Raw genomic sequence first — 16,033 nt, forward strand, 5'->3', positions numbered from 1 at the left:
ACAGCATTATACTTACTATAGTAACTATACATGCTGTCTTGTTTTTGAAAATATGAAAAAATTAAACTCTTTTTGGATTAAAGCTACAATTAAAAATAAAATTTCATTATTTATAGGAACAGTTTTGCTCACTATTGTGGTGGCAATTGTTTTTGATGCTTTTTTGATACGATTATTTGTAATTGATATCAACGAGATAATGGAAGACAACTCTAACGGAGGTCAGATTATTATCTCTCTTGATGAGGAAAAAGCTAGCTTTAATAAATATATTGATAATAAATCAGAGGATAATTTGAATGAGCTGATGAAGGCTTTAGACAACACATCTAAGGCTATCGATAAGGTTCCACTAGATTACAATTATCTAGGAGAGGACAGATATGCTCAGCTTTTTTCTCTCAAGACTACTTATGGAGTTTATCGCCAGTACATGGATGAGCTCCTAAATGGAGATCTTTTAAAGGATGAGTATGTCTCAAAGCTATATTCCATATACAATATGCAGGACTATATGGTCAGCTATAGTAGACGATTCGTAGATTTTACCTTGAAAGAGGGTAATGCTAAATATAAGGAACTGATTCCAAAGGTGCTTGCAATTCCAGTGCTAGCCCTTGCTATTAGCGCCTTTTTCTTTGTAGTTGTTGTTGAAATATCTAGAAGAATGAATAAGGATATTACTGAGCCAGTGCTTACTTTGGCTGATGCTTCTAGACGAATAGCAATCAACGATTTTTATATTGATGACGTTGTTGTGAAAAATGAAGACGAAATTGGTGAGCTGGTTCACGCTTTTAACAAAATGAAATACGCAACAGGAGAGTATATAGACGCTCTTGAAAAGAGACGAGAGGCCCTTGACAGGCTTCATGCAAAAGAGGTGGAGACTTTAGAGGTAGAAAAGCAGCTTGATGCTATGAACCTTGAGCTTCTAAAGAATCAAATCAATCCACATTTCTTATTTAACACCTTAAATGTAATTGGTGGTATGGCAAACTTAGAGGGTGCCGACACCACTGAGGAAATGATAAAAGCTCTTAGCTCTTTGTTTAGATACAATCTCAAGACTCAGGGCAAGGAGGTCCTATTATCCAAGGAGCTTCAGGTTTCTGAGAATTACATGTATCTTCAGAAGATGAGATTTGGAGACAGGGTTAAATATATAGTGAAGTGTACAGTTGATGCAGATGATGTTTTTGTTCCAACATTTACACTTCAGCCACTTATTGAAAATTGTATTATTCACGGAATCGCCCCAAAGATGGAAGGCGGTTGTGTTTTAGTTGAAATTAGTAAAAGAGAAGAAAACTTATTTATTTCCGTAGTTGATACCGGAGTTGGAATGAGCCAGGAGACATTAGATAAGCTGGTTCGTTCTCTTGAGCAAAAAGACAGTGCCTCTATGGGTATTGGCATGGGAAATATTTATAGACGAATTAAGGCGATGTACAAGACAGCCAGTATGGTAGTAGAGAGTAAAGAAGGGGTGGGGACCTCTGTGGAAATAGAATTGCCTTATATAAATAGTGATACATATTATAAGGAGAATAGTAATGTACAGGGTATTGATAGCAGATGACGAGCCAATCGAGCGTCAGGTTATATCCAAGAAAATAAATGGATTTTTCCCCGACCAGGTGGAGATTTTTTTAGCGGAAAATGGAGTGGAGGCAGTTGATAAGTTTAAGAGCAACAATTGCCAGATTGCACTCCTTGATATAGAGATGCCAGGTAAAAGTGGCCTTGAGGCTGCAGAAGAAATTAGGAATTTTGATAAAGAATGTAGTATTATTTTTCTAACAGCATTTGATGAATTTAACTATGCTAAAAAGGCGATAACAGTCAAGGCACTTGACTATTTGCTCAAGCCTGGCTCAGATGAAGATATAATAGGTGCCTTCGAGGAATCCTTTAGTATTGCTGATAAAAAAGGTGCTAATAGTGACGCTGAGGCTCCGATTAGAAATGTACAGGTACCTCTTAGAGATGAGGAGGATTTCAGCTTCAGCAAGGCCAAGGCTGTAGCTAAGGAAGTAATGAATTACATCCATGAGCACTACAAGGAGGACATTTCTCTCCAGGATGTTGCGGAAGTAATAGGATATTCAGAAGTATATTTCTGTAAGTTATTTAAGCAGAATTTTGGCAAGAGTTTTATCGTATACTTAAATGAGTATAGGATTGAGAAGGCCAAGAAGCTTTTGGAGAATCCTTTGATAAATATTAAGGATATTTGCTTTGAGTCCGGATATCGTGACGCTAATTATTTTACTAGAGTATTTAAGCGTCAGACAGGTATGACTCCTAGCGAGTATAGAAATGGTGTGATGCAAAGATGAGAAAGAGATGGATTGGACTAGTCCTAGTATTTTTAATAATTGCAGTTTCTGCTGTGTTGGTATTACTTTTTAAAAGGGATAAAAAGGCGGAGCCTGCCCCTGAGTTTGTATTTTACTATGCAGATAATCAGACTGAGGACTATCCGACCACTCAAGGCGATAAAAAGTTTGCAGAGCTGGTTTATGAGAGGACCAATGGCCGTATCAAAATTGAGGTCATGTGCGATGCCAAAATGGGCAGCGAAAGAGAAGTAATAAACCAGATGAAATACGGCGGTATTGCCTTTGCCCGTGTTTCTACATCTCAGCTTGCAGAAGTTATTCCTGACATGAATGTACTACTATTGCCATACCTATACAATGACTCGGAACATATGTGGAGAGTTCTTGAGGGAGATATTGGTGATGAGTTTTTAGCCAAGGCAGATGAATATGACCTTGTAGGTCTGTCCTGGTACGATGCAGGTGCCCGTAATTTCTACAGTACAGATAAGCCTATTACATCTGTGGAAGACTGTGCCGGCATGAAAATAAGAGTTCAGGAGTCGGCCATGATGTCAGATATGGTATCTGCTCTTGGAGCTACACCTGTTGAGGTAACATACTCAGAAGTATACTCAGCCCTTGAGAAGGGCACTGTGGATGGTGCAGAGAACAACTGGCCATCATATCAGGCAATGGGTCACAACAAGCTGGCTAAATACTACACTATAGACGAGCACATCCGAGTTCCAGAGATGCAGGTTTGCTCAAAAGTAGTTTGGGAAATGCTTGATAGTGCAGATCAAAAGATAATTGAGGAATGCGCTAAGGAATCAGCCGTCTACGAGCGCAAGCTCTGGACAGAGCGCGAGAATCTCTCTAAGCAGATAGCTATAGAAAATGGCACACAGGTAATCTATCTAGATGTAGAGGAAAAACAGAAATTCCGCGATGCCATGAGCGAAGTCTACAAGAAGTATTGTAGCGATGATATGGATTTGGTGGAGAAGATAATAAACTATTAAGAATGGATTGAGTATAATAATTGCCACCAATTAAATGTTAAATAAAAGCAGATAATCATTACAACCTGTGATTATCTGCTTTTTTGTGAAAATAGGTTGCAAACATTGAAAGGGTAGAGCATGATTACCGTAAAATAGGGTATACTTATTTATGCTTTCGTAGGATAATGAAGAATCAAAAAGTCATCAATTTAGCTTGTTTTTTGATTATGTTGACGAAATAGAAAAACCCAAATGAGAATCAGTAAATTATTATAATTAGGAGGAGAATATGTTAAAAAAAATAGTACCTGGTATAGCCGTACTTTTGATTATTATTTTAGCTACATCGTATCATTTTTATTTAAAGAGTATGGAGATTGGTATAATTGTAAATCCAGAAGGAAACGGTGCTATGTATTTCATAGATACAGATGGGAATGTTGTATCTGATACTCCGTTCTATGGTGTTTATGAGTTTAATGAGGATGGTATTGCACTTGTAAGCGCATACTATGGTAATAGAAAAGATTATAAAAAAGTATATGGATATATAGACTCTTCATTTTCTTTTATTAATGATACATTTTGGGATTATGGTGACGGAGAAGGATATACAAATTACAATTATTTTGAAGGGAACTATGCAGGTGTTCTTTTGCGAAAAAACTCGGGAAATGATGAATTGCAAATATTTGATACTTCATTAAATGAAATAAGTAGGCTAGATGGTCTTGATTTGTCAAATGCATTTAATTGGAGAGTATCTGACGATGGTACTGTACTTGTGACAACAAAAGATGGACTATCAGGATATCTAGATAAAAATGGCGAGTGGATAATTGAACCTAAGTATACTTATGCAGATATTTTTAAAAAGGGGTATGCTGTAGCTGGTGTAGATGGAAAAGAAGGCTTGATTGATAAGAAAGGCAATTGGCAGATAGCACCTATGTATGAAACATTAATATATAATGGTGATTGTGAGATTTTAATAGCAGAAATAGATGATGATAATTGTATATTAATAGATAAGAACGGTAATCAAGTTATAGATCGAGTATTTGATGATGAAGAGCTAGGTTCTGGGTTTGATAGCGGACTATGCTTAAAAAGGGATGTCTATTATGGATATATTGATAAATCCGGAGAATACGTAATAGACCCCCAATTTGATGATGCGTCATGGTTTAATAATGGCTATGCATATGTGAAAGATGAATCAAATGAAAAATACGCATATATAGATACAGAGGGAAACTATATAACAGATTATCTGTTTGATGAAGTGAAATATTTCACTGAGGATGGATTGGCCGCGGTTAAAGTGAACGGAAAGTGGGGCTATATAAAGACTGATGGAACATGGTTCCTAGAACCTCAATTTGAATCTGCTACATCTTTTACAGAAGGCTATGCAGCTGTTTGGCTTGATAAGGGGCAGAATATTCAGAAATAGATAAAACTAATAATATAAAATTAGGAAGATTTGAAAATAAGGGATGGAATTTTGCCATCCTGGATAAAGTTTAACATAATATAGAGGCATCACTTAGTTTTACAAGAAAGGGAATAGTAGTTATGAAGAAAAAAGGAATTGTGGTAATTGGATTGTTGTTGTCTTTGATTGGTTGTGGCAATACTCCTACCACTGCAATAGATAAGGAAACAACAGTTGAGCTTTCTAAGGAAGAGCTAGCAAGCATAGAAAATGATTTTAATGAGTATCAGCCAAATTTCTACATAGAGTATTTAAGCTCTGAATTTGATACTGAAAGTGAAATTAAAGATATTGAAGAAACTATAGAATTTATAAAAGATAATCCATCAGAGATTAAGAGTTTGTGCGGTAAATACAAATGCGTTTCAGGCACTAAGGAAGGCGATTTGTACAAGGTTCATGTAGAGGTAGTTGAAGGTGATAACTGGTCTGAGGTTGTTTTTCCACCTAGAGATGTTACATTCAAAAAGGAAAATGATAGCTATAAGTTTGTTTCAAACATATTTGATTGGGCCTCAGGAAGTAATTTAGAAGTGGCATATGAGGTGGACATGCCGGAGCTTAAAGGCACTACAAATTTATATGTTTATGATAATTTAGAAGATTTCCCTAATGAGTCATTTATATATGCTGTTAATAATGGAAAGAAATTCGACAGATTATTACTCCATGAATTTACAGATGACAACGAAATCATAAATGATATATATAAAGTAAGCGATATGGAAGCATATGATTATAATTCGGATGGGACCACAGATTTAATCATAGTTGGAACGGACCATAAAGGTGAAGATAATGTTTTGATATTCCACTATGAAACTGGCGATGAAAGCATGGAAGGCTATTTTTACGAAGATAGTGAGTTGTCTGAATCCTTAGCACAGTCGGTAGATGAGATTACAATGGAAAATATTAAAAAGGCTCTAGATAGTATGAAATAAAAAAAGAGGAATGACTTACGTCGTTCCTCTTTTCTTTATATATGTTTATAATCCGTAATTACACATCATTCCTGAGTAGGCGCTGGTAGCGTAAGGCGCTGCCAGAGTCTTGCCAGGATTCTTGTATTCTACAATAGCCTTGTCAACGTACTGCATCGGGTTGATTGATGCCTTGGTGGCTGCGCTACGGATGACTGCCTTGAACTCGTTGAGAGTGGCAAATGCTTCCTCACGATTACCACTGTTGATAGCATCAGTAAGTGTAGAACTATCAAGTGACAGATGGCCAAGTGAATCGGCGTCTATTCCAATGGCTGCAAGTCTTCCTGCCATGTTGCGGCCAATAGAAGAAATCTCATTGAAAAGTGCGCGATTCTGATGTCCGCTAGTATATCTAAGTCCTACATCTATCATGCCATTGTAGCTAAATAGAAGCTGGTTAACACCTGTTGAAAGAGCCTCTGTGTCATTCATAAGTCCTATATTGACAGGTCCATTGCTAGGCTTTTTCATGGTCAGCTCATAGGTCTTGTTGACTGTGAATGTATTGGAAACCGACTGATGAGATACTCCGTTTAATTTAAAGTCAGAATTAGATGGCTTCTGAAGTATGTTGTCGATTCCAAGTGTGTTGAGCTCGCGCCATGAGATGTTAGAGGAAATATCAAACAATAAATCCTTGTCATCGTTAAGTCCGGTGGCCTTAGATGAAATCTCGATAGCGTTGGCCTTTTGGCTATTGGTAATCAGGCTGGCCTTAAGGCCTACGTCTGATGTATTTAACAATCTGACAATCTTATCCTGGACTGATAAATTAGTCTCGCCACGATTGACATTGAACTGGAACTCGTAAGAATGATTGCGAATATCCAAATCAAATGAATACTGGCCCTCTTCGAAGCTGTGACCATCAGGTGGTAGGTAATTACCACGGTTAATCTGTGGCTGAGCAAGCTTATTAACCTGGATTTCAAAATCCTCTGCATCATCAGAAGAATCTCCAACATAAACTACATCAACTGACTCTGGCTGAGAAGAATTAGCAATTCTCTTATCTAAAACAGAAGAGATATCCTCGCCATTGGCAGTCAAATTAGAGATTGACAATGCAATGGAATTAGCATGCTCCTTGATATCAATCGCAAACTGGCCTATATCCTCGGAATCCTTAATCTTGTACAGAGGGGATTCTTTGTTGGCTTTCACTATTTTGTTGTAGGTATCGCGTAATTCACTCTTCTTATGGGATTCGTACCTTGAACCTATGTTGTCGCCATAGGTGGTCATAAAGTAATTATACGCAGTATCTATGCGTGACATAAGACGCCCCTCCTTTCTTCCATGAATTTTAAAACGTTCGACAATCCTTTGTCTAATCCGGGACATAGATAGCTTAAATTATACTTATAGATATAATAATAATACCACATGTCAAGGTGTTTGAAAACCCACTAGATTTAGAGATATTATCTGATAATTGCACAATAAGTTGCGACAAAGACCTTTAAAGCGAAAAAAACCAGCCCATAAAGGACTGGCTAAAAGATACTATTTTAAATTCTGATATATGCCATAAAGCTGCTCACAGTACGCATTGCTATTATCAAAGGTCTGAGCCTGTCTCATTGCTCCATCAGATTTTGATGAATAAATTGATGCATCACTAAGAAGCTCTGAAATTGAATCTCCATAGGATTTAATTTCATTACATATATAACCGCAGGAATCATTTACTATATTGGTAAGTCCTCCCACACCTGAGCAGACAACAGGCTTACCCAAGGTCATTGCCTCTAAGGCTACAAGCCCGAATCCTTCGAAGATAGATGGCATAAGAAGTACTTTTGTTTTATTCATGTATTTATAAACATTTTCCTGGTAGCCCTCAAAAATGATCTGGTCTGAAAGGCCATGGGAAGAAACATACTCCTTGCATTCATCAAGAAGCTCTCCGTTACCAACCATCCTGAATATGAGAGAATCCTTGTCTAGTAGGCTCTCGAATATCTTGATTGCGCCAAGTGGGTTCTTGGCCTGATTAAAACGGCCTACATATAATAAGTCGGAATGTATATCACTGTCAGGTTCTTCTGATGCAGCCTTTAATACTGCCTCAGTGGAAAATGGATTACCCATTGTAGTAATAGGACATTTTAACTTGCTGGCATAGCAGTATTCCTCGGCAATAGAATCAGATACCGTAATAATGTGAGCATACCATTTGTTAGCTAAATAATATGAAAATGACTTAGGGTGAAGTGGATTTTTAAGCCAAAGTGGGTTGCAGTGTAAATGTGAAATAACAGGAACCTTACCCTTTAGGGCAATGCCACAGAGCACACTGGCTGTAAAATCATGGGCGTGAACAACATCTGGGTGCAACTCTTCTACGGCCTTTTTAATTTCATAAACAGAAAGCTTATCAATGCCACGATAACAATTGATAAGCCCTATAGATCTAAGCTTGTCCTCGATGGGACCGTGGGGAGCCATATACACAAACTCCTCACGTCCTGAGAGACCCTTTATAATCTGGCACACTACATTTTCAGCACCAGAGTAAATATTTGATTTGATAACATGTAAAATCATGTCTATTCCTCTTCAGATTCTGAATGACGGGTGGTAGAGCTTCCGTATTCATATGTACTAAGAAAATCTTTTAATTCGCTGAATGACTTAGGGAACTCAATTCCATATTTCTCAGCGATATCTCCGTTGTAAAGCTTTACATCATCATCAGAATCTCCGTTGGAAATCTTGATGGTTGCAATATCATCTCCGTTAAATACTCTAACGGCCTTTTTACCTGCCTGATATCCAAGTGAATATGGATCAGTGAAAAGTGTAACCAATGCATTATCAGCAATCGTGGTATCGCCTGCTACAACAACTACCTGAGATTCGGTAGTAATGGAACCGATAACGTCCATCTGATCGGTGAGAATGCTGCCGAAAGGAATGTAGATTACAGAACACTCATCGCAAGCATCCTGAATACGGCTCTCAAGTGTAGGCTCCTCCTCAGATTCACTTTCTTCAGGTTCTTCTAGCTCCTCTTCCTCAGCAATCTCTGCCTCATCGGCTAAAGTACGTCCTGATGTGGTCTTACCACCTGTCCAGAAGGCAGACTGCTCGGCAACTCTAGTAGAAGAAGGTGAATTAAGTCCTAAAATAGAGTCATCTCCAAGTGTTATTACTGTATCGTCAATACCAGTTTTGGCAGAATATGCGGTGTACTTGCTAGGTGTAAGTGCTGTGGAGTTCTGATCCTCGGCGCCTCCGATTGCACTGTCGCTGGCTGGAATTAAATATTCCTTCCATGGGATGCCGGCCTGATCTAAGTATGATTCAAAAATCTCATTCTGATAGATGGCATCGGTGTCTTCTGGGGAGAATAAAATACCAACTGTCTGTAAATCCTTAGTAGATTCGATCATAAGTGAAACCTGATCTACGATAGAAGGCTTGCTGCTGACACCAGTGACATTACGTCCTGTGGTCTTGTCCCATGACTTGCCATCAAGGCTTGTGATTCTAAGGGTTCCCTTGAAATCAACAATGCCCGTAGCAACAATAGGAATAGCCTCAGTAGCTGTAGTGGCAGAAGTGAGAGTTGCCTTTCCTGCTGTAAAAATCATATCAGGGCTAGTTGCCAGTGCTTTTTTTACAACATCATCGCTAGCCATATCCTCTGAAGTAGTGTAAACAGTGACCTTTATGTGGTCTGCACCAACATAATCACCAACACAATCTTCAAAACCTTTTAGAAGATTTCTGTTGTAGTCATTGTCTTCTGAAAGACATGCTGCTATATTATAGATAAAGTCTTCTTCGGAAGACTCTTCGTTATTTACATTCTCAGGTTCTTTTTTAGAGTTTTTTTGGCAGGCGATTAGTCCTACGGCAAGTAGCCCGACCAAAAGAACACTTATTATTCTTTTTTTCATAATAATCCTTTTATTTTCCTTCTTTAATTAGATATCAATTTTATTAATAAAACACTAATAAGTCAAATAAGGAGTATAAATGACTAAGCTTTTGAAGACAATTATAAACTCAGCCGTGGAGTTATTGTACCCAAAACAATGTATGTCATGCGGTAAAGTTTTATTGAAAATAGAAAAAGAATTTGGCTTTTGCCACTCATGTATAAAAGAAGTGAAGTTTGTAGGGGGAAATTCATGCATGCGTTGCGGAAAACCAATAGCAGACTCTATAGATGAATTCTGTAATCAATGCCAAGAGAAGAAACACTATTTTGAGCAGAACAAGGGGATATTTATATATGATGGGGCAATGAAGAAAAGTATGTACCAATTTAAATATGCAAACAAGAGACGTTTTGCTGAGAAATATGGGAAATATGCCTATGAGAAATATGGTAAATGGATAGAAAACAATAAAATAGAAGCGATTATTCCCGTGCCAATGCATAAGAAAAAGATGAAACGACGAGGATATAATCAAGCGGAAGTATTTGCAAATCAGCTGAGCAAGATGACAAAAATACCTGTCGCAAAGGATGTTATTATACGAGATAGAGAAACTGTTGCCATGAAGCAGCTGAGGGGCGCAAAAAGAAAGAAAAATCTGTTAAATGCTTTTAAAGTGACGGAAAATATTGTACAATTTAGAAAAGTGTTAGTAGTTGATGATATTTATACAACTGGCACAACAATCGATGAGATATCAAAAGCATTAAAAGGTGGGGGCATAACTGAAGTATACAGTCTTTGCATTTGCATTGGAAAATGTGATTGATTAACAGGAGGTATCACCTATGGAAGTTCGTAACTGTAGAAATTGCGGAAGACTTTTTAATTACCTTGGAGGACCAAATATCTGCCCGGCGTGTAGAGAAGAGGTGGAGAAGAAGTTTCAGGAGGTAAAGGAATACATTCGTGAGAATCCTCGCTCAAATATTCCAGAAATTGCTGAGGCTAATAATGTTACTACATCTCAGATTAAGCAATGGATTCGTGAGGAGAGATTGCAGTTTGCAGATGATTCCCCTGTAGGTATCGAGTGCGAGATTTGCGGTGCCACAATCAAGACTGGAAAGTATTGCGAAAGCTGCAAGAATAACACAGCTGCAGCCTTGGCAAAATCTATTGAAAAACCAAAGATGCCAGAGGCTCCAAGAGAGAAGCCAAAGCGCGAAAACAGAATGAGATTCTTAGAAAAATAAAGATAATTACAAATACCTGTCGCTACTTACGACAGGTATTTTATTTTGTATTGATTTTATGCTATACTCAGTCTGATTAACTATGTTTCTATTTGCAACAGGAATAGACAAAAGGGAATAATAATTATGATAAATGAAGAAAGAGTTAGGCATATGACTGCTATGGCTATTTTCGAGAAGGAAATGGGCCCTGAGTATCAGCCAATGCTTAAGTACACGAAAAAGGAATACATAGCGCTTCACGGCTGGGGAGGATTCCTGGCAGGCACATTGATTTACGCTGTTGTATTTGCATTGATTGTTATCTATTTGATTAGTGATAAAATTGGTAATTTAAATACCATGTATATGTTGACAATAGCTTTGGTGGGACTTTTAGGTTATGCAGCATACATCATTTTACATGTTCACAATGTTCGTAGGAGAGCGGAGCGACACTACAGACGTGGACGACGCCTTATCAAAGAGCTTGGAGCTAAATACAACAAGCTAAATAATATGTATGTGGATGAGGCGCAACAGACAAAACCGTTACTTGCAAGAGATTTCGAAGAATAGATTAAGGAAGAATATATGAACGCTTTTATTAGAATACGTGATGATATCAGAAGATTTGTACTTTCGCGAGAATTACTTTTTGTTAAGATTTGGAACGCACTTGTAGCATTTGTTGGTCTTTTATGTATCAGCAGCAATTTTGGGCACTATAAACCTATTAGTCAATTATGGGTTTCAATTATAATTTCAATTGTATGTGCTTTCTTTCCAATTCAAGGAGTTGCCTTTGTTCTTTCAGCAGTTCTTTTTGTTGACTTAGCATCTCTAGATTTAGGCATTGCACTTGTTGCACTAGGTCTTGTTGTGATTGGATATCTCGTTTGTGCATATTTTAGAAGTAAAAATACCTACAATATGGTTGTGGTCCCTATTTGTTATTCTTTTGGCGCTCCTTATGTGATGTCGCTTGGAGCGGGACTCATGTCAAACATTACAGAAGTTACATCGATTATTTGCGGCTCAGTAGTGGCATTTTATTTGCATGTAATCAAGTCAAATGTGACAGCTATATTAGATGAGACTGTAGAGGTCAATTCTATTTCTCTTATAAAAGAACAGATGATTCAAAACAAAATGTTTTGGTTCTTCTTGGCAGCTATGACAGCCATGTTTTTGGTTGTCTATTTCTTACGTCAGTCTAGCATAAATATGTCATGGATTATTGCAAATGTTACTGGCGTTGCTGTTGAGTTTGTTATCATGCTCGCAGGCTATCTTCTTACTAGCCAAAAGGGTGAGATTACAGGATTGATTTTAGGAAATATTTTAGTATTGATAGTGGGAGTGATTTTAAATTACTTCGTACTTGATTTGGATTATTCTAGAATTGAAAAGGTTCAGTTCGAGGATGATGATTACTATTATTATGTTACAGCGGTTCCTAAGATCAGAATCGTTGAAGAAGATAAAGAAATCAAAAAAATATAACAATGACCCGAGAGGGTAGTGAGGAAGTGAATAAGTGGTCGAATTTGTAAATGCTGTTGATGCCTTCATCGATGATTATTTCAATGTAAAGCTTCCAGATGTTTCCATCACAGACATAATTGAGATTGTTATAATTTCATATTTCATGTACCACCTGCTTGTTTGGATAAAAAATAGTAGAGTGTGGATGCTGGTTAGGGGTGTTATTTTCATCCTTATCTTTTTTGTGTTTGCCGCTATTTTTGAAATGAACACCATCTTGTGGCTAGGTGAAAAGCTGGTCTCTGTTGCAGTCACTGTACTTATAGTTGTATTCCAGCCAGAGCTTAGACGAGCCCTAGAGCAAATAGGTCGCAGGAAAATCAAGTCCATATTCACGTGGAACTTACTGAAGACGGGTGCTAAAAAGTTTGACGACACCACTATTGTCAGCATGGTTACTGCTTGCTATGAGATGGGCGCAGTTAAAACGGGAGCACTTATTGTAGTAGAAAATGACATGCAGCTGACTGAGTTTGAGCGTACAGGTATTAGCATAGACGCCCTGGTTACCAGACAGCTTCTGATTAACATATTTGAAAAGAACACACCACTTCATGATGGAGCCGTGATAGTCAGAGGAGATAGAGTGGTATCTGCTACCTGCTATTTACCGCTTTCTGACAACATGGGACTGTCAAAGGATTTAGGAACAAGACATAGAGCTGCTGTTGGTATCAGTGAGGTTTCTGACTCTCTTACAATCGTTGTTTCTGAGGAGACAGGTACTGTTTCCTATGCTCGTGAGGGACGTATTGTTCGGGATGTTAAGGAAGATGAGCTGATTGCTGAGTTAAAGCGCATCCAGAATCCTGATGAAGAAGATGTTATCGAGCCAGAAAAGAGGGAGGGATAGTTATGAAGCAGAAAATATTAAAAGCCCTCACCAAGGACGTAGGACTGAAGATTTTAGCTTTCGTCTTCGCCTTCTTATTATGGCTAGTTGTTGTAAATATTGATGATCCTACACAGACTAGGACATTTACTTCGGTTGTTACAGTTACTAATGCGGATGTATTGAAAAACGCTGGTAAGCTATACGAGATAAAAGATGGTGTCAACACAGTTAGCTTTAGAGTTACTGCAAAGCGTTCTATCATTGAGAAACTTTCGCCATCGGATTTTAGTGCTGTTGCAGACATGAAGGACTTAGAGAACGAGGAGAGAATTCCTGTTACTATTTCCGCAAAATCATACGCAAACAGCGTATCCATCTCTAGCAAGCAGAACTACCTATATGTAGAGCTTGAGGATGAGATAACAGAGAGATTTGTAATTAACGCAGAGACAACAGGCAAGTCAGATACAGACTTAGAGGTAGAAACTGTCACATGCAGTCCAACAGTTCTTACAGTTACAGGTCCAGAGGAAATCGTTAACAGTATAGAAAAGGTAGTTGCTACTGCAAATATTTCTGGAGTTACAGGCGACTTTACAGAGAGTGTAATTCCTAAGTTCTATGACAAGGGTGGCGAATTGGTAGATGCTAAGGAATTGACTCTATCAGTTTCAACTGTAGGTGTCAGCGTTCACTTCGTAAATACGAAGACAGTTGATATTGTTGTCAAGACAAGCGGTACACTATCTGCTGATTTGAAGCTTGGCTCTATTAAGACAGATCCGTCATCAGTGATGGTTATTGGAGAGGCTAGCGCCCTTAACAACGTTGCCAACATAACCATTCCAGACAGTGTTATTAACCTATCAAATATTACTGGATCATTTATGACCACAGTTGATATTAGCTCATATCTACCTGAGGGTGTGGAACTTACAGAGGGCACATCATCAAAGGTTACCATCTATGTATTGATGGAAGAAGAGGTTGCCAGCACAGCCCATGTGGCAACTGACAATATTGAGCTTAGAGACGTACCGGAGGGTCTTAGCGCCACATTGACTACTGACAAGATTACAGTCAATGTATACGGTACACAATCAGCTATTGACGCTTTGAATGCTTCTGATATAAAGGGATATATTGATTGCTCAGGATTATCAGCAGGGGATGGCCAAAATGTTGTCCTACAGTTTGAAAACCCTGAGGGAATCACAGTCCAGAATACTTCCGTCACAGTAAATGTGGTTGAGGAGAAAAAAGAGGATTCAGACGAGGCGGCTGAAAATTAAACAAAAGAGGATTATTAGAAAATGGGAAGATTATTTGGAACAGATGGAGTCAGAGGTGTAGCTGGCTCAGAACTTACAATAGACCTTGCTAGACAGCTTGGACAGGCTGGCGCATACGTACTCACAAAAGAGGCTAGCCATCAGCCAACAATCATCGTTGGTTGCGATACACGTATTTCAGGTACAATGCTTGCATCTGCTCTTATGAGTGGTATCTGTTCGGTTGGAGCTAATGCAGTTTATGTTGGAGTATTACCAACACCAGCTATTGCTTATTTAACTAGAAAGCACAAGGTTGATGCCGGCGTCGTTATTTCTGCCAGCCACAACCCAATGGAGTTCAACGGAATCAAGTTCTTTAACGGTGATGGCTTCAAGCTTTCTGATGAGCTTGAGGATGAGATTCAAGAGCTTATCGAAAGCGATATGAAGGGGGTAAATCTCCCAACAGGTGCTGAGATTGGTAAGATTGATTTCAGATTTGATCTTGGTAGAGAGTACGTAGACTTCCTCAAGAACACAGTTCCTATGGATTTATCAGGAATGAAGATTGTTATCGACTGTGCAGAGGGTGCTTCATATAGGACATCAGTTGCTTGTCTTTCTGAGATGGGCGCTGAGCTTATTACAATTCACAACAATCCAGACGGAACAAATATCAATAGCAACTGTGGTAGTACACATATGGATGAGCTTAAGGCTCGTGTAGTTGCTGAAAATGCAAAGCTAGGTCTTGCTTTTGACGGCGATGCAGATAGAATGCTTGCAGTTGATGAGAAGGGACGCCTTGTTGACGGCGACCAGATTATGGCAATCTGCGCTAAGCACATGAAGGACAAGGGAATCCTTAAGAAGAATACATGTGTAGTTACAGTAATGACCAATCTTGGCTTTACTCTCATGGCTAAGGAACAGGGAATCAATGTTGAGTCAACAAAGGTTGGTGATAGATACGTTCTCGAGAACATGCTTGCAAATGGTTACAATATCGGCGGCGAGCAGAGTGGTCACGTTATTTTCTTAGATGATAATACAACAGGTGATGGCCTTTTATCAGCTCTTCACCTTCTTAGAGTATTAGTTGAGACAGGAAAGTCTCTTTCAGAGCTTGCTTCTATTATGGAGGTACTTCCACAGGCACTTGTTAATGCCAAGGTACCTAACCACAAGAAGGAAAGCTACATGGAGTATCCTGAGATTGCTGAGGCAATCAAGAATCTTGAGGCTAAGTTCGCAGGCGAGGGCCGCGTACTCATCCGTCCTTCAGGTACAGAGCCACTAGTTCGAGTTATGATTGAGGGCAAGAATCAGGAAGAAATAGAGGGTGATGCTAAGGCACTAGCAGAGCTCATCACTAACACAATGCTCTAATAATTTTGAGAGCAAATCTTTACGAAAATGTAATAGATTTGGAG

General features: G+C 38.5%; 15 protein-coding genes. 12 read left to right on the forward strand and 3 right to left on the reverse strand.

The features are described 5' to 3' along the window. The first annotated feature begins 52 nt into the window (after window positions 1-52). From F0Q01_RS09990 to F0Q01_RS10010, 5 genes are all read left to right on the forward strand, one after another. The gene (locus tag F0Q01_RS09990; protein ID WP_090155773.1) at window positions 53-1,582 is read left to right on the forward strand and encodes a sensor histidine kinase; all 1,530 of its coding nucleotides are present in this window, start codon (window positions 53-55) and stop codon (window positions 1,580-1,582) included. Next, on the forward strand, window positions 1,557-2,342 hold the full coding sequence (locus F0Q01_RS09995) for a response regulator transcription factor (RefSeq protein WP_090155776.1): 786 nt from the start codon (window positions 1,557-1,559) through the stop codon (window positions 2,340-2,342). Before F0Q01_RS09990 ends, F0Q01_RS09995 begins: the two co-directional genes overlap by 26 nt. Further along, window positions 2,339-3,349 carry a TRAP transporter substrate-binding protein gene (locus F0Q01_RS10000; RefSeq protein ID WP_090488558.1) on the forward strand — a complete coding sequence of 337 codons (1,011 nt, stop codon included), beginning with the start codon at window positions 2,339-2,341 and terminating at the stop codon, window positions 3,347-3,349. Before F0Q01_RS09995 ends, F0Q01_RS10000 begins: the two co-directional genes overlap by 4 nt. 271 nt (window positions 3,350-3,620) lie before the next feature. Continuing rightward, window positions 3,621-4,787 carry a WG repeat-containing protein gene (locus F0Q01_RS10005; RefSeq protein WP_090488560.1) on the forward strand — a complete coding sequence of 389 codons (1,167 nt, stop codon included), beginning with the start codon at window positions 3,621-3,623 and terminating at the stop codon, window positions 4,785-4,787. A gap of 122 nt (window positions 4,788-4,909) precedes the next feature. After that, window positions 4,910-5,773, forward strand: coding sequence for a hypothetical protein (locus tag F0Q01_RS10010; protein ID WP_090488562.1), 864 nt, complete (start codon window positions 4,910-4,912; stop codon window positions 5,771-5,773). Between the two features lie 45 nt (window positions 5,774-5,818). On the opposite strand, the gene F0Q01_RS10015 is transcribed toward F0Q01_RS10010, so the two are convergent. The 3 genes from F0Q01_RS10015 to F0Q01_RS10025 all read right to left on the reverse strand — a co-directional run bounded on the left by F0Q01_RS10015 (window position 5,819) and on the right by F0Q01_RS10025 (window position 9,723). Next, window positions 5,819-7,093: a hypothetical protein gene (locus tag F0Q01_RS10015; protein WP_090488564.1), complete on the reverse strand. Its 1,275-nt coding sequence runs from the start codon at window positions 7,091-7,093 to the stop codon at window positions 5,819-5,821. 228 nt (window positions 7,094-7,321) lie between these two features. Then, window positions 7,322-8,365, reverse strand: coding sequence for a glycosyltransferase (locus tag F0Q01_RS10020; protein WP_090488566.1), 1,044 nt, complete (start codon window positions 8,363-8,365; stop codon window positions 7,322-7,324). A 2-nt stretch (window positions 8,366-8,367) separates the two neighbouring features. Then, the gene (locus tag F0Q01_RS10025) at window positions 8,368-9,723 is read right to left on the reverse strand and encodes an ABC transporter substrate binding protein (RefSeq protein ID WP_090488569.1); all 1,356 of its coding nucleotides are present in this window, start codon (window positions 9,721-9,723) and stop codon (window positions 8,368-8,370) included. 79 nt (window positions 9,724-9,802) lie between these two features. Between F0Q01_RS10025 and F0Q01_RS10030 the strand changes: the two genes are divergently transcribed. From F0Q01_RS10030 to glmM, 7 genes are all read left to right on the forward strand, one after another. Next, entirely contained in the window at window positions 9,803-10,537 is a 735-nt protein-coding gene (locus F0Q01_RS10030; RefSeq protein WP_090488571.1) for a ComF family protein, read from the forward strand. Window positions 10,538-10,556: 19 nt separating this feature from the next. Further along, window positions 10,557-10,964 (forward strand): flagellar protein, encoded by a 408-nt coding sequence (locus F0Q01_RS10035; RefSeq protein WP_099412915.1) that lies wholly within the window; start codon window positions 10,557-10,559, stop codon window positions 10,962-10,964. Window positions 10,965-11,090: 126 nt separating this feature from the next. Then, window positions 11,091-11,522 carry a hypothetical protein gene (locus F0Q01_RS10040; RefSeq protein ID WP_090488572.1) on the forward strand — a complete coding sequence of 144 codons (432 nt, stop codon included), beginning with the start codon at window positions 11,091-11,093 and terminating at the stop codon, window positions 11,520-11,522. 15 nt (window positions 11,523-11,537) lie between these two features. Continuing rightward, window positions 11,538-12,449 (forward strand): hypothetical protein, encoded by a 912-nt coding sequence (locus F0Q01_RS10045; RefSeq protein ID WP_090488574.1) that lies wholly within the window; start codon window positions 11,538-11,540, stop codon window positions 12,447-12,449. Window positions 12,450-12,483: 34 nt separating this feature from the next. After that, window positions 12,484-13,344 carry a diadenylate cyclase CdaA gene (gene cdaA / locus F0Q01_RS10050; RefSeq protein ID WP_242941866.1) on the forward strand — a complete coding sequence of 287 codons (861 nt, stop codon included), beginning with the start codon at window positions 12,484-12,486 and terminating at the stop codon, window positions 13,342-13,344. Window positions 13,345-13,346: 2 nt separating this feature from the next. Beyond that, window positions 13,347-14,618: a YbbR-like domain-containing protein gene (locus F0Q01_RS10055; protein ID WP_090488576.1), complete on the forward strand. Its 1,272-nt coding sequence runs from the start codon at window positions 13,347-13,349 to the stop codon at window positions 14,616-14,618. Window positions 14,619-14,639: 21 nt separating this feature from the next. Then, complete coding sequence (glmM, locus tag F0Q01_RS10060) at window positions 14,640-15,989, forward strand: phosphoglucosamine mutase (protein WP_090154355.1); 1,350 nt, start codon at window positions 14,640-14,642, stop codon at window positions 15,987-15,989. Window positions 15,990-16,033 lie beyond the last annotated feature (44 nt).

This window comes from Pseudobutyrivibrio xylanivorans (assembly GCF_010906925.1).
Classification (GTDB): Bacteria; Bacillota; Clostridia; order Lachnospirales; family Lachnospiraceae; genus Pseudobutyrivibrio.

What these genes read in the sequence shown, in the direction of transcription:
- F0Q01_RS09990 (WP_090155773.1), top strand. Translation starts at nt 53, where the DNA reads ATGAAAAAATTAAACTCTTTTTGGATTAAAGCTACAATTAAAAATAAA.
- F0Q01_RS09995 (WP_090155776.1), top strand. Translation starts at nt 1,557, where the DNA reads ATGTACAGGGTATTGATAGCAGATGACGAGCCAATCGAGCGTCAGGTT.
- F0Q01_RS10000 (WP_090488558.1), top strand. Translation starts at nt 2,339, where the DNA reads ATGAGAAAGAGATGGATTGGACTAGTCCTAGTATTTTTAATAATTGCA.
- F0Q01_RS10005 (WP_090488560.1), top strand. Translation starts at nt 3,621, where the DNA reads ATGTTAAAAAAAATAGTACCTGGTATAGCCGTACTTTTGATTATTATT.
- F0Q01_RS10010 (WP_090488562.1), top strand. Translation starts at nt 4,910, where the DNA reads ATGAAGAAAAAAGGAATTGTGGTAATTGGATTGTTGTTGTCTTTGATT.
- F0Q01_RS10015 (WP_090488564.1), bottom strand. Translation starts at nt 7,093, where the DNA reads ATGTCACGCATAGATACTGCGTATAATTACTTTATGACCACCTATGGC.
- F0Q01_RS10020 (WP_090488566.1), bottom strand. Translation starts at nt 8,365, where the DNA reads ATGATTTTACATGTTATCAAATCAAATATTTACTCTGGTGCTGAAAAT.
- F0Q01_RS10025 (WP_090488569.1), bottom strand. Translation starts at nt 9,723, where the DNA reads ATGAAAAAAAGAATAATAAGTGTTCTTTTGGTCGGGCTACTTGCCGTA.
- F0Q01_RS10030 (WP_090488571.1), top strand. Translation starts at nt 9,803, where the DNA reads ATGACTAAGCTTTTGAAGACAATTATAAACTCAGCCGTGGAGTTATTG.
- F0Q01_RS10035 (WP_099412915.1), top strand. Translation starts at nt 10,557, where the DNA reads ATGGAAGTTCGTAACTGTAGAAATTGCGGAAGACTTTTTAATTACCTT.
- F0Q01_RS10040 (WP_090488572.1), top strand. Translation starts at nt 11,091, where the DNA reads ATGATAAATGAAGAAAGAGTTAGGCATATGACTGCTATGGCTATTTTC.
- F0Q01_RS10045 (WP_090488574.1), top strand. Translation starts at nt 11,538, where the DNA reads ATGAACGCTTTTATTAGAATACGTGATGATATCAGAAGATTTGTACTT.
- F0Q01_RS10055 (WP_090488576.1), top strand. Translation starts at nt 13,347, where the DNA reads ATGAAGCAGAAAATATTAAAAGCCCTCACCAAGGACGTAGGACTGAAG.
- glmM (WP_090154355.1), top strand. Translation starts at nt 14,640, where the DNA reads ATGGGAAGATTATTTGGAACAGATGGAGTCAGAGGTGTAGCTGGCTCA.